Source organism: Dickeya undicola, assembly GCF_000784735.1.
GTDB classification, from domain to species: domain Bacteria; phylum Pseudomonadota; class Gammaproteobacteria; order Enterobacterales; family Enterobacteriaceae; genus Dickeya; species Dickeya undicola.
The window spans coordinates 104,277-118,391 of the sequence record NZ_JSYG01000032.1; the positions used below are offsets into that span (position 1 = coordinate 104,277).

Genomic DNA, 14,115 nt, shown 5'->3' on the forward strand with positions numbered 1-14,115 from the left:
CATGAAAGCTACTACTAAAAAAAGCGCGCTCACCTGGCTGAAAGACAGCGGCATTTATGCCGTGCTGCTGGTATTGCTGGTGATTATTATTATCCAGGACCCCACCTTCCTCAGCCTCACCAACCTGAGTAACATTCTTACCCAGTCGTCAGTACGCGTGATCATCGCGCTCGGCGTGGCCGGGCTTATCGTTACCCAGGGTACTGACCTGTCTGCCGGTCGTCAGGTCGGCCTTGCTGCCGTGGTTGCTGCTACGCTGTTACAGGCGATGGACAACAGCAACAAGGTGTTCCCGCATCTGGAAACCATGCCGATCCCGCTGGTTATCCTGATTGTCTGCGCTATTGGCGCGCTGATTGGTCTGGTCAATGGTCTGATCATTGCCTACCTGAAAGTAACACCGTTCATCACCACATTGGGCACGATGATCATCGTCTACGGTATCAACTCGCTGTACTACGACATCGTTGGTGCCTCCCCCATCGCTGGCTTTGACGACCGTTTCTCTACCTTTGCACAAGGTTTCGTTCGTTTCGGTGATTTCAAGCTGTCCTACATTACGTTTTATGCCGCGATTGCAGCGGTGTTCGTGTGGGTCCTGTGGAACAAGACCCGCTTTGGCAAGAATATCTTCGCCATCGGCGGCAACCCAGAAGCCGCCAAAGTCTCCGGCGTGAACGTCTCGCTGAACCTGATTCTGGTGTACATGCTGTCCGGTATTTTCTACGCCTTCGGCGGTATGCTGGAAGCGGGTCGTATCGGCAGCGCCACCAACAACTTAGGTTTCATGTACGAGCTCGACGCCATCGCAGCGTGCGTGGTCGGCGGCGTGTCCTTTGCTGGTGGCGTGGGTACAGTTGCTGGTGTGGTGACCGGGGTTATCATCTTCACCCTGATCAACTACGGTCTGACCTACATCGGCGTCAGCCCTTACTGGCAGTACATCATCAAAGGCGGCATCATCATCTTCGCCGTAGCGTTGGACTCCCTGAAATACGCCCGCAAAAAATAACGCGCGCGTCAGGCACCACACCGTCATACCTGCCACTACGGTGGCAGGTTTTTTATATGGCGTCGTCATTTTTACGTAACCACCCATGCCGTCACTCATGCTTATTCTCCCACCCTCAGTCAGCTAATGAAGACCTTATTTTGCACACGCCCGCGGCTGCTATAAGATAGGGCCTTTGTGATTTCCACCCAACGGGACGCCGCAAGTAGCCCTGCCCGTTGTGAGGTTAGTTTGTAGGGAAAATGGATGAAAAAACTTCTCGCACTGATGGCGCTTGGTCTGAGCGCTTGCTTCATGTTCAGCACGGCGCTGGCCGGCAGCACGCTGGACAGAGTCAAACAGACCGGCGTAGTCCGTAATGTGCTGTTCAATGACTATCCGCCATTTAGCTATCTCGACGATAATAATCAACTGGTTGGCTTCGATGTTGACGTTGCTAAAGCGGTAGCGCAGAAACTGGGGGCCAGACTGGAGCTGGCAACACCGGGCTGGGAAACCATCGTCGGTGGTAAGTGGCAAGGTCGCTGGGACATGTGCATCTGTTCCATGACGCCGAACGCCGAACGAGCCAAAATGCTGGACTTCGCCACCCCTTACTACAGTACCTTCGCCGTGCTGATCGTCCATAAAGATGAGAAAAATATTCACTCCGCCGCCGATCTGAGCAACAAAAAAGTCGGCTTGGGGCTGGGCTCCAGCTACGAGAACTACCTGAACAAAACGCTGGTGATCCCAGGCGGCAAACCGATCGACTTCCCGTTCAGCCATGTGCAGGCGGTGCCGACGGATGAAGAAATGGCGTTCCGAAACCTGGCATTAGGACCGGGTAAACGACTAGATGCGGTGATTTCCGATCGTATCACCGCCAAACCGCGTATCGAGAAACTGCCGCAACTGCGTATCCTGCAGGAACTGTATGCCGAGCCAAACTGGATTGCCGTCGACAAAGGTGACCCAGAGTGGAGCAAAACGCTGGCTGATACCATCGCTGCGCTGCGCGCCGACGGCACACTGAAAACCATCTCCATGAAGTGGTTTGGTGAAGACATCACCGGGGTCACCCCGTAATGTCGCGTTCGTCCGCTGAAACCCCATCACACATGCAACCGGTGCCTGAACGTGCCGGATTTGGTTTTCGTCTGCGCGCTGGCCTGACCTGGCTGGTGCTGCTCAGCCTGTTACTGTGGCTGTTTTCGTTTATGGATCTGGACACCGGTCTTATCAAGCAGAAGCTCCCCTCCATGTTGGGGATGCATCTGTCACCGGACGGTTTCATCCAGGGGGCGGTGCTGAGCGTCGTCATCACTCTCATTTCCATGCTGTTTTGTATCCTGCTGGCGGTGATCACCGCCGCAGGTCGGCTATCCTCCAGCGCTGTCGCTTTCGGCTGCGCCACGTTCTACGTCTCGCTGTTTCGCGGCACGCCGCTATTGGTGCAGGTGCTGATCATCTACCTCGCGTTGCCGCAGGTCGGCATCGTCATGAGTGCCTTTACCTCCGGTATTATCGCGCTGTCGTTAAACTACGGCGCTTATCTGGCGGAAACCATCCGTAGCGGCGTACTCGCGGTTCCTCGCGGCCAGAAAGAAGCCGCTATGGCGCTGGGGTTGTCGCGCTGGGTGATCACCACTCACGTCGTCACGCCACAGGCACTGCGCATCATCATTCCGCCTGCCGGTTCCCAGTTCATTTCGATGATCAAAGACTCCTCGCTGGTGTCGCTGATGGGGCTGTGGGAGCTGAATTTTCTGGCGCAATCCTACGGCCGTAGCACCTACCATTACATGGAGATGCTCACTACTGCTGCTGTCATTTACTGGTTGCTATCCATCGTACTGGAATTATTGCAAGGCCGTCTGGAACGCCGTTTTGCTCGCGGTTACGAACACCACGACAGCAAAAAGCCGTCCTGACCTCTGCTTATCCCCGCTTACTGCCCTATCGCAGCGACTTTAATTATTTACATAATGTCAGCCAGCCCTGTGAAATATCAGGGCTTTTTCTTTTTTTTCCTTGTTTCTCCTTAGTTTCCATTGCAAATAAAAATAATTATTATTATTTTTTTCTGCCTCATTTTTACGAGAAAAGAACATGCGCATCGTTTTTCTCTGCCTCGCCCTACTCTGGTTCAGCCCACTGGCGCAGGCCAAAACCGTCACCGACATTACCGGTCGTCAGGTAGTGGTGCCTGATCACCCACAGCGCATTGTGCTGGGCGAAAGTCGAATGCTTTACACCCTGGCCTTGCTGGAACCGGGTAACCCGGCGCAGCGCGTGGTGGGCTGGCCGGGCGACATGGCGCGTTATGACGCCCAGAGCTGGAACCGTTACACCACGAAATTTCCTGAGATTGCCCGCATCCCGCAATTGGGGAACGGCAATATCAACAGCCTCAACGCAGAAGCCCTGCTGCCGCTGAAACCGGATCTGGTGATCCTACCTCGGCTAGCCAAAGGTGCCGACAACGAACAAAGCATCCAGCAGGCGCTCACTCAGGCAGGCATTGCGTATATCTACGTCGACTTACGTGTCGATCTGCTGAAAAACACCGTGCCCAGCCTGCGTCTGCTCGGCAACGTGCTCAACCAGTCGGCGCGCGCCGACGCGTTTATCACGTTCTACCAGCAGCATATGGATGCCGTAAAAACGCGGCTGGCACAGTATCAGGGCCGCAAGACTACGGTGATGCTACATCTGCATCTTGGACGCCGCGACACCTGCTGCACCACAGCGGTTAACGGCAATCTCGGCGAGTTGCTGGCCTTTGCTGGCGGCGACAACATCGCGACAGGCAAGGTAAAAGGCGTATACGGCGAACTCAGCCCGGAACAGGCGCTGGCCGCCAGACCGGATGTCTACATCGCTACCGGCATGGCAGGACCGGACGGCAAACGCCTTTCCGACCTGATGCTCGGCCCGGACGTTACCCCCCAGCAAGCTGCCGACAGTTTCCACACCCTGCTGATGCAGGAACCGCTGCTTTCACACCTGAGCGCCGTCGACACCGGTCGCGCCTGGAGCATGTGGCACAACTTTTATCTCAGCCCGTATCACGTGGTGATGGTGGAAATGTTCGCCAAAGCCCTCTATCCGACGCTGTTTGGCGATATCGACCCACAGCGCACCTTGCAACAACTTTATCAGCAGTTTTTACCGATTGATTTTTCAGGGACCTATTGGAGTCAGTTAACACATGAATAACCTTCACTGGCAAAAAGGCTGGCCGTTGCTGGCTCTGTTGCCTTTCAGTCTTCAGGCTGCTACCACACCGAGTGATAGCGACACCGCCGCGAAAAACACGAAAAAGCAGGAAGACACGATGGTGGTGACCGCCAGTACGCCTGCCAGCGACGCGCGGGAAACCGGCTACCAGCCGCACAACGCCGTCACCGGCACCCGTACCGAGAGCCGCCTGCTGGACATACCGCAAGCCGTCAATGTGGTACAGCAGCAAGTGCTGGAGGATCAGGCAGCTAGAAATCTTGATGAAGCGTTATACAATGTTAGCGGCATCACCCAGGCCAACACCCTCGGCGGGACGCAGGACGCGGTGATGAAGCGTGGTTTTGGTGATAACCGCGACGGCTCCATTCTGCGCGACGGTGTGCGCTCCATTCAGGCGCGCAACGTTACCCCCACTACCGAGCGGGTCGAAGTACTCAAAGGACCAGCATCCATGCTGTACGGCTGGGGCGATCCCGGCGGCATGATCAACATCATCAGTAAAAAACCGGAATTGGTGCAGAAAACCCATATCGAAGGCTGGAACAGCAGTTTCAACGGCGGCGGTGGTCAGTTGGATGTCACCGGCCCACTCGGCACCTCCGGTCTGGCCTACCGCATGGTTGTTGATCACGATGAAACCGACTACTGGCGCAACTTCGGCCGCAACCGCCAAACCACCATTGCCCCATCACTGATGTGGTACGGTGACAACACCACGGTACGGGTATCCTATGAACACATGGAATACCTGACCCCATTCGATCGCGGCACCGTGATCGACAGCCGCACCGGTAAGCCGGTCAATACCCCGCGCGAACGCCGGTTTGACGAAGCCTACAACGCCACCCGCGGCGATCAGGACACGCTGACCTTCCAGATGGAAAGCGCCATTAATGATCGCTGGAAAACCAAGCTGAATTACGCCTACAGCCGTAATACCTACAACGACAATCAGGCACGCGCCATGTCGCTTAACCCGACTACCGGGTTACTGACACGCAGAGCGGATGCGACTCAGGACGCGCACAGCCAGTCACAAAACGTGCAATTGACGCTGAATGGCGATATCGACTGGAGCCACATCAACCACCAGTTACTGTTCGGCTTCGATCACGAAGCTGACCGTACCCACCGTGGTAATATGATTCGCGGCAGAAACAACAGCAGTTTCAATATTTACAACCCGGTATATGGCCTTTTCCCGGCCTCCAACTCCGTTATCGCCGCTGAAAGTGACCAGAAAGAAGACATCGATAGCACCGGCGTCTTCATGCAAGACGCCATCAGGTTAGATGAGCATTGGATGTTGTTAGGCGGCGTACGCTACGACCGTTTTGATGTGATGTCAGGCAAAGGACGCCCATTCATCACCAATACCGACAGGTCAGACAGCCGACTGGTGCCACGTGCCGGTGTGGTTTATAACCTGAACGCTTACACCTCGTTGTACACCAGTTACAGTGAATCTTTTAAGCCCAACTCCGCCATCAATAAAGCGATAGGGGCGACGATGGAACCCGAAGTCGGACGTTCCTATGAGATTGGTGCCAAGCTGGATCTACCGAATCGCATCACCGCTAATCTGGCGCTGTTTGATATTCAGAAACGCAACGTAATGGTGGATGAACTTCAGACAACGAATGGTGTAACTGAAACAGTCACTCGTACCGCGGGCAAAGTCCGTTCACAAGGGGTGGAGGTCGATCTGGCAGGCAAACTGACCGACAGCCTGAGCCTGATCGGTTCCTATGCTTTTACCGATGCCCGCGTCACCTCCGATCCGAATAATCAGGGTAATGAAATGGCCAACGCGGCACGTCATACCGCCTCGCTATTCCTGACCAATGACTTCGGTGGTCTGGGCCTGCACGCGGGTGACGACCTGCGCGCCGGTATCGGTGCCCGCTATGTCGGCCGTCGCCCTGGCGATGCGGCTAACAGCTTCTTCCTGGACGATTACACCGTAGCGGATGCCTTTGTCTCCTACACCGTTCCCATCAGCGGCTATAAGGTGAAGTGGCAGCTTAACGTCAAGAACCTGTTCGACAAAACCTATTACCCGTCGAGTGGCAGCAGCCAATATGTGGCAATTGGCGACCCGCGTGAAGTGGTGTTGCGCGCCAGCGTCGACTTCTAACCCTCTCCGAACCGCGCAGCCTGGATCAAGGCTGCGCGCCTTTCCGCGCTCCCCTTCCTTACGTTGACTGCCAACCCATTGGCCGCCCTGCCTTGCAAGCGGGTTAACGTCACAGCACCGCGGCCCTTCAGGTATCTTGTGCAGGCATCCATGAAGTAAACGTTCATAAAGCAAACAGTCATGAATGTCATGCACCTGCGGCTGCGGAGAGAATAGTAAAAACGCCCGAGGTTAATCTCAGGCGTGATAGCGCCTAAACAATGCATTGCCGCGCAGCAACCGCAGCCCCAGCCAGCCGCCGTACAGCGACAGCAGCAACGCCGCCAATACAGGCAATCCGCCCCACAGCCACATATTGGGCTGCCAGGGGAAATCGAACACTTTACGTTGCAGCAGCCATAACGCGGCTTCCGCACCCAGCGCCGCCGCCACACCGGCGGATAGCCCCAATACTGCAAACTCCCACCACAGCGTGGCACGCAACAACCGTCGACCGGCACCCAACGTGCGATAGACGATCAGTTCCTGACGCCGCTGACGCATACCCACCTGAATCTGTGCCAGCAGCAACAATGCACCACAAAACAGCACCAACACCACCATCACCTCCAGCGCCAGACCGACCTGCTGCAACACGGTGCCGATCTGCTTCAGAATGGCACCGACGTCCAGCACCGTCAGCGTCGGGAATTGGCGGTTCAGTTGGGTGATCAGCGCATCGCCGCCTTCATAACGGAAACTGGTCAGCCATGACTGAGGTTGGCTATCCAACGAGCCGGGTGGAAAAATGAAGAAGAAATTCGGCCGCAGACTTTCCCAGTCAACCTGCCGCAGGCTGCTGATCGTGGCCTGAAACGGCTGGGTATCACCGGTGAAGGTCAGCGTATCGCCTATCTTCACCCCAAGACGTTGTGCAACCCCTTGCTCGATCGACACCTCGCCCGCTTTCGGCGGCCACTGCCCCGCCACCAGCGGATTATGGCCCGGCAATTGGCTCAGCCAGGTCAGGTTCAGTTCCCGGTTGACGGTTTCCCCACCGGGGTCATCCTCACGCACCAGATCGGTGGCGCGCAGCCCGTTGATTTCCGTCAGACGGGCACGAATGATCGGGTAGAACGTTTCCGGTTTCACCTGGTGTTGCGCCAGAAAATCCGTTACCGGTTGCACCTGATCGGCACTGATATTCAGCACGAAGTAATTGGGGCTACCGGGCGGCAATTGCTGCTGCCAGCGATCCAGCAAGTCACCGCGCAACAGCAACAACAACGCCAGCAGCATGAAAGACAGCGAAAACGCCGCCAGTTGGCCCAACGTCACCCAGGGCTGGCGCAGCAGGCGATTAATGGCAAGGCGCAGCGACAACGTTTTCAACGTCAACCGGCGTAGCAATAACAGGCTACCCCAGCCAATGCCGCCCAGCAGCAGTGACAGCACCAGCATACCGCCCAGCAGCGACCACAACAGCGCGCCGCCGCCAGACAGCACCATCAGCAAACCTATTACCACCACGGCCACCACCGGCAGGTAATAGCGCAGCGGCCAGACATTCGCCACCACATCCTGGCGCAAAACCCGCAGCGGTTGGGTCGCCAGCAACTGCCGGTAAGGGCGAATCCCCACCAACAGCGAAATCAACACCAGTGTCCCCAACGCCCAGCCCCACGGCCACAGCCCGGCGGCCGGTAATTCACCGGGTAGCACCGGTGAAAGCGCGCGTATCAGCAACGCCTCAAAGCCGATGCCCAGTAAACTACCGCACAATGCCGACAACGCCAGCACCGATACCCACTGCCCGACGATCAAGCGGCGCAGCGCCTGCCGCCCGGCACCCAGCGTTTTAAGCACCGCCACTAAATCGTAACGGCTACGACAGTAATGCCCCATCGACACCGCTACCGCCGCGACCGACAGCAGCAAGGTCAACAGCGCTGACAACAGCAGGAACTGCTGGGAGCGTTGCAGGGATTTACCCAGCGCGCTTTGCGAATCTTCCATGCCGTACCAGCGCTGATCCGGCTTCAACTGCGGTTTGATAATGTCGCTGAAACGGGCGATTTGCGACGGCGTACCAGCAAACATGTAGCGCCAGGTAATACGCCCGCCTGGCTGAATCGCACCGGTTTTTTCCACATCATCCAGATTCATCAATACCCGTGGTGCCGTCTCGAACGGGTTAAAACCGGCATCCGGTTCCTGCACCAGTTCCCCAGCGATGGTCAATGTGGTATCCCCAACATCCAGCCGGTCGCCCACCTTCAACCCTAGCAAGGCCAGCAGACGCGGCGCGGCCAACACCGTACCCGGTGCTACCCGTAGCCCGGATGGCTGGGTTTTTAGCTCGCCATACAGCGGATACCGCTCGTCAGTGGCTTTAACCTGCGCCAGTTGCGCATTGTCACCTGCGTAGGTCATGGTCATGAACGACACTTGTCGACTCTGCGTCAGCCCCTGTTGCTGCGCCTGTTGCAGCCAGTTTTCATCTACTGGTCGGGACGCCCGCAGCACGCGGTCGCCTGCCAGGAAATCACGGCTCTGCTGGCTCAACCCTTTCTCCATGCGATCGCTGATGGAACCCAGCGCCAGCACGCAAGCTACCGATAGCGTCAACGCCAGCCAGACAATCAGCAACGACGGCGAGCGCCACTCCCGCCAAAACCAACGCCAGATCATGCGTCCTCCCACAATTTTCCGTCACGCAGCCGCAGGCAACGCTCACAGCGCGCCGCCAGTTGCTCGTCATGCGTCACCAGAATCAGGGTAGTGGCGAAGTCTCGGTTAAGGGAAAACAGCAGGTTGGCGATACGCTCGCCGGTCTGGCGGTCCAGATTGCCGGTTGGCTCATCGGCGAACAGTACCCGCGGCCTGCCGCTAAATGCGCGCGCCAGCGCCACACGCTGCTGCTCGCCGCCGGAAAGCTGCGCAGGCAAATGCTGCAATCGCGCCCCCAGACCAAGCTGCTGCAACAGTTGCTCTGCCTGCTGACGGCTGTGACGGTCGCTTTCCCCCCGCAGCAACGCTGGTAACTGTACGTTTTCCAGCGCGGTCAACGTCGGCACCAGCATAAAAGACTGGAACACGAATCCCACGTCTTGCGCCCGCAGCGCCGCCCGCCCTTCTTCATCCAGCCGATCCAGCCGCTGCCCAAGCAGCGACACCTGTCCGCTGCTGCCGTCATCCAACCCGGCCAGAATTCCCAGCAAGGTGGATTTTCCCGAACCGGATTCGCCCACCAGCGCAATGGTCTGAGCAGGTTTGACAACCAGCTCAACTCCGGTGAGGATGGAGAGCTGGTGTTCACCCTGACCAACGTGCTTACTAAGATGATGAACTTCAAGAATGTTTTCCGCTGGCATATCGTTGTCCTTCTATTTTGGGGCCTGTTCAGTCTACGCGCCTTCGCGGCGGATACGTTGCTGGTGCTGGGCGATAGCCTGAGCGCTGGCTACCGTATGGCGGCCAATCAGGCCTGGCCCTCGTTGCTTGATGCCACCTGGCAGTCTCGCTCCCCTACGCCCAAAGTCCGGGTGGTGAACGCCAGTATCAGCGGCGACACAGCAACGCAGGGGCTATCCCGTCTCCCCACCTTGTTGCAACAGCACCAACCGCGTTGGGTGTTGATCGAGATGGGTGGCAATGACGGCTTGCGTGGTTTTCCCCCACAGAATATTGAGCGGGATCTCGCTAGCATCATTACCCAGGTTAAGGCGGCTAACGCCCAGCCACTGCTGATGCAAATCCGCTTGCCAGCCAACTACGGGCGGCGTTATACCGAATCGTTTAGCGCCGTTTATCCACGCCTCGCCAAAACGTTTGATATTCCGCTACTGCCGTTTTTCATGGAGCAGGTTTATCTCAAACCGGAATGGATGCAGGATGATGGTATCCATCCCAACCGCGATGCCCAGCCGTTTATCGCCGAATGGATGGCAAAACAGCTCGGCCCCGTTATTAATCAACACTGAGTCGTCAAAGGCTAACAGTTAACCACGACTCTTGATATTTAAGCGTTTTCGTTAGGTAAAGTTATGCAAAAAGCGGTTTTGATTACTGGTTGCTCCAGCGGTATTGGCCTGATTGCCGCCCAATGTTTGCAACAACGCGGCTATCGCGTACTGGCGGCCTGCCGCCGTCATCAGGATGTGGCGCGCATGAACTCGCTGGGCTTTGAGGGGATCGACCTGGATCTCGACAGCAGTGCCAGCGTCAGGCAGGCCGCCGACGTCGTCATTACGTTGACCGGCAACCGACTCTACGGCCTGTTCAACAACGCCGGTTATGGGCTGTACGGGCCGCTCAACACCATTTCCCGTCAGCAATTGGAACAGCAGTTTTCCAGCAACCTGTTTGGCACACATCAATTGACCCAGCTGTTGCTGCCCGCCATGTTGCCTCACGGTGAAGGGCGAATTATCCAGACCAGTTCGGTGATGGGGCTGATTTCCACGCCAGGGCGAGGTGCTTACGCCGCCAGCAAATACGCACTGGAAGCCTGGTCCGACGCGTTGCGCATGGAACTGCACGGCAGCGGTTTGTCTGTATCGTTGATCGAACCTGGCCCTATCAGCACCAACTTCACCCACAATGTGGATCAGGCGCAGCAGGATCGACCGGTCACCAATCCCGGCATTGCCAGCCGCTTTACCCTGCCGCCGGAAGCGGTGCTGCCAAAACTGATTCACGCGCTGGAAAGCCCGCGCCCGAAACTGCGCTACCCGGTGACACTGCTCGCCCACGGTATCACCGTACTGCGCCGTCTGTTGCCGGGCTGCGCGCTTGATCACCTGTTGCGGACAAAATCCTGATTCGGGGTTGAAGTGGTGGACATCGCCCCCATTAATGGCTGAAACGGCTAAGAGAGAATGACATGTTAGAACAACACGCCAACGTGATTGATATCAACGAGAGCAACCTGCATCAGGTGCTGGAACAGTCCATGAGCGCCCCGGTGCTGTTCTATTTCTGGTCCGAACGCAGCGCCCATTGTCAGCAACTGGAACCAGTGCTGGACAAACTGGCAGCAGAATACGCCGGTCAGTTTATTCTGGCTAAAGTGGATTGCGACACCGAGCAGCGCGTGGCAGCCCAGTTCGGCCTGCGCGCCATTCCGACCGTCTATCTGTTCAAAGACGGCCAGCCAGTGGATGGTTTTCAGGGACCGCAGCCGGAAGAGGTAATCCGCGACCTGCTGCAGCGAGTGCTGCCGAAAGCCGAAGACCTGAAGCTGGCACAGGCTCAGCAACTGATTGAGGAAAACCAGTTAAAAGAAGCCGCCGTGCTGCTGAAAGATGCCTGGCAACTGGACGCCAAACGCAGCGATATCGCACTGTTACTGGCGGAAGTGCAAATTCAGCTCAACCGCTCCGATGACGCGCAAGCGGTACTGGACACCATTCCGCTGCAAGATCAGGACACCCGTTACCACGGGCTGGTGGCGCAAATCGAGCTGATGAAACAGGCAGCAGATACGCCGGAAATTCAGCAACTGCAACAGCAACTGGCGGCCTCGCCGGATAATCAGGAGCTGGCAGTACAGCTCAGCCTGCAACTGCATCAGGTCGGGCGCAACGAAGAAGCGCTGGAACTGCTGATGGGAATGCTGAAAAAAGATCTGACAGCGGCGAACGGCAACGCCCGTAAGACACTGATGGATATCCTGGCCGCACTCGGCACCGGCGACGCACTGGCTGCCCGCTATCGCCGTCAGTTGTATTCACTGCTGTACTGATCCCGACCATAACGACGGGGGCCGTTGCCCCCGCGTTCTCCGCCAGCCAACTGTGGCTTACAACGTCTCCAGCACACTTATCCAGCCATGACCGCCATACACCGGCCAGCCATTGAGCCAGCGGCGCAGCATGTTCATCGCCAGCATCGCCACCACATCCTGATGGGTTTTACGGCTGTAGCGCCGCGCATTTATCTGAATCGTCTGGGCGAACGTTCCTTCGGGGGTATGCAACGCCAGCCTCAGCACGCCATCATCAGAACGGCCAACGTACAACGCCAGTTCCGTTTGCTGACGCTGCGCCAACGTTCGGGTCGCCTTGGCGACAGCCGTCAGCGTCAACGCCTCGCCTTCCACCCGCAATTCACCACCGGATAACGGCACATCCGCCTCACGCAGTTGCCAGTTGAGCAGACCAGCGGTGAAGTCCTCACCCACCGTCAGACGTAACCCGCGTTCAGCAAGACGGCGCGCCAGTTGTAGCGGTAACCCGTCGGTGCCTTCGAAAATCGCATTTTCACCGGCAACGTCGCGCACCGTTTGCCATACAGCTTCCATCTCTGCACGCCGTGTGGCCGGACCGGTCAGCTTCAGTTCGATAATCGGCATGGAGGAGCGATACCCCAGCATCACATCCGGCGGCAGCAGCAGGCTGTCGAGCTGACTGGCAAGATCGCTTTCAGAACGGCCAAACGTGGTCAACCGCAGGCACAGCGGCGGTTCGCCAACAGCAAAACGCTGACGCAGGCGCGGCAGAATCTGCTGCTCCACCATCACTTTGAATTCAGAAGGGACGCCGGGGGTGAAAAACATCAGGCACTTGTTCAGTTGCATCGCAAAACCACAGGCGGTGCCGACCGGGTTATCCACCAATTCAGCGCTGGCAGGTAATTGGGCTTGTTTGCGGTTGCTATCGGCCATGACCCGGCCACGTTCGACGAAGAAAGCTTCCATGCGGGTGAGCCATTCAGCATGTTCGACCAACGTTTCCCCGGCTGCGGTGGCCGCTGCCAGCGAGCTAAGATCATCACTGGTTGGCCCCAGCCCACCATTGACGATCAGCACATCGGCTATCTGACTACGTTCGGTCAATGCCGCCACCAGCTCTTCCAGCTTATCACCCACCGTCATGCGGCTGGTCATCGGCACGCCCTGTGAAAACAGATAATCTGCCAGCCAGGCGGCGTTGGTATCCACGATTTGGCCGTGCAGCACTTCATCGCCGGTACATAACATCTCAACCCTAAGCATCCGCGTTACTCCTTATGATGGTTTCAAACCACTGATAATGGTTTCACTCCACTTTAGAAACTCGACGCCATAAACACAATGACGCTCTCCGTCCGCTAAAAACGATCTGTAAAAAAACAAAAGGCGTGATAAACACGCCTTTTGTTTTTGTCTGCCAACCGATGTCGGGGAATCAGAAATTCAGTCCCACGCCAACATAAGCGGTATCCGCTACGCGGTTGTCGTTGCCCTCTTCGCCGGACGCCATGTTGATGTAGCGGTAGCCAACATCCAGTGACAACGGACGGAACGGCTGCCAGCGCACACCACCGCGGGCTTCCACATAGTGGTCAACATGGCTGGAGAACGCATCTGGAGAGTAATAACCTTCGCCGTACAGGGAAATGGAACGGGTTACCGGCACTTGCAAACCGCCACCCAACGCAACGCCATAGCCATCTTTGAAACGGTTCTGGTTCAGGTAAAGCCCTTTGGCACCCACTTTAAGCGACGCGTTGCTCAGCGCAAAGGTGTAATCCAGACCGGCGCTGTAGACGTCATTGCTGTGTTTGTCATTATGGTCCCAGCCTGCATTGCCAGACAGTCCAGGTACGCCCAAACCGAAACCAGCACCGACACCGGTATAGTTTCGACCCGCTTCCCCGGAAATACTGACGGCATGAGCAGAAACCGTCGCCAGCAGCAAACTTCCCGCACAAGCAATAACCCACTTTTTCATTTCTATAATCCTTAAAGACAAATAAGTTAAACGCGCGCACAACACCG

12 protein-coding genes are annotated in these 14,115 nt (G+C 57.0%); 8 read left to right on the forward strand and 4 right to left on the reverse strand.

All coding sequences use genetic code 11. The features are described 5' to 3' along the window. The first annotated feature begins 1 nt into the window (after window position 1). From mglC to OB87_RS14560, 5 genes are all read left to right on the forward strand, one after another. Window positions 2–1,012 carry a galactose/methyl galactoside ABC transporter permease MglC gene (mglC, locus tag OB87_RS14540; protein ID WP_033570135.1) on the forward strand — a complete coding sequence of 337 codons (1,011 nt, stop codon included), beginning with the start codon at window positions 2–4 and terminating at the stop codon, window positions 1,010–1,012. Window positions 1,013–1,258: 246 nt separating this feature from the next. Further along, window positions 1,259–2,080 (forward strand): ABC transporter substrate-binding protein, encoded by an 822-nt coding sequence (locus tag OB87_RS14545; RefSeq protein WP_033570136.1) that lies wholly within the window; start codon window positions 1,259–1,261, stop codon window positions 2,078–2,080. Beyond that, entirely contained in the window at window positions 2,080–2,925 is an 846-nt protein-coding gene (locus OB87_RS14550; RefSeq protein ID WP_081977398.1) for an amino acid ABC transporter permease, read from the forward strand. Before OB87_RS14545 ends, OB87_RS14550 begins: the two co-directional genes overlap by 1 nt. A gap of 178 nt (window positions 2,926–3,103) precedes the next feature. Next, a complete protein-coding gene (locus OB87_RS14555; protein WP_033570137.1) occupies window positions 3,104–4,213 on the forward strand; it encodes an ABC transporter substrate-binding protein in 1,110 nt (369 codons plus the stop codon). After that, complete coding sequence (locus OB87_RS14560; protein WP_033570138.1) at window positions 4,206–6,374, forward strand: TonB-dependent siderophore receptor; 2,169 nt, start codon at window positions 4,206–4,208, stop codon at window positions 6,372–6,374. Before OB87_RS14555 ends, OB87_RS14560 begins: the two co-directional genes overlap by 8 nt. Before the next feature lie 237 nt (window positions 6,375–6,611). Here OB87_RS14560 and ybbP read toward each other — a convergent pair whose 3' ends face one another. Then, window positions 6,612–9,044 (reverse strand): putative ABC transporter permease subunit YbbP, encoded by a 2,433-nt coding sequence (gene ybbP, locus OB87_RS14570; protein ID WP_033570140.1) that lies wholly within the window; start codon window positions 9,042–9,044, stop codon window positions 6,612–6,614. Beyond that, window positions 9,041–9,727 carry a putative ABC transporter ATP-binding protein YbbA gene (ybbA, locus tag OB87_RS14575; RefSeq protein ID WP_033570141.1) on the reverse strand — a complete coding sequence of 229 codons (687 nt, stop codon included), beginning with the start codon at window positions 9,725–9,727 and terminating at the stop codon, window positions 9,041–9,043. Before ybbA ends, ybbP begins: the two co-directional genes overlap by 4 nt. Between ybbA and tesA the strand changes: the two genes are divergently transcribed. From tesA to OB87_RS14590, 3 genes are all read left to right on the forward strand, one after another. Next, window positions 9,695–10,336 carry a multifunctional acyl-CoA thioesterase I/protease I/lysophospholipase L1 gene (gene tesA, locus OB87_RS14580; RefSeq protein WP_081977403.1) on the forward strand — a complete coding sequence of 214 codons (642 nt, stop codon included), beginning with the start codon at window positions 9,695–9,697 and terminating at the stop codon, window positions 10,334–10,336. The genes ybbA and tesA overlap by 33 nt on opposite strands. 63 nt (window positions 10,337–10,399) lie before the next feature. After that, window positions 10,400–11,176: an SDR family oxidoreductase gene (locus tag OB87_RS14585; protein ID WP_033570142.1), complete on the forward strand. Its 777-nt coding sequence runs from the start codon at window positions 10,400–10,402 to the stop codon at window positions 11,174–11,176. Window positions 11,177–11,238: 62 nt separating this feature from the next. Beyond that, window positions 11,239–12,099 carry a co-chaperone YbbN gene (locus tag OB87_RS14590; protein ID WP_033570143.1) on the forward strand — a complete coding sequence of 287 codons (861 nt, stop codon included), beginning with the start codon at window positions 11,239–11,241 and terminating at the stop codon, window positions 12,097–12,099. Between the two features lie 57 nt (window positions 12,100–12,156). On the opposite strand, the gene OB87_RS14595 is transcribed toward OB87_RS14590, so the two are convergent. Both OB87_RS14595 and OB87_RS14600 read right to left on the reverse strand, forming a co-directional pair. Beyond that, window positions 12,157–13,350 (reverse strand): nicotinamide mononucleotide deamidase-related protein YfaY, encoded by a 1,194-nt coding sequence (locus OB87_RS14595; RefSeq protein WP_033570144.1) that lies wholly within the window; start codon window positions 13,348–13,350, stop codon window positions 12,157–12,159. Between the two features lie 172 nt (window positions 13,351–13,522). Then, complete coding sequence (locus tag OB87_RS14600) at window positions 13,523–14,068, reverse strand: YfaZ family outer membrane protein (RefSeq protein WP_033570145.1); 546 nt, start codon at window positions 14,066–14,068, stop codon at window positions 13,523–13,525. Window positions 14,069–14,115 lie beyond the last annotated feature (47 nt).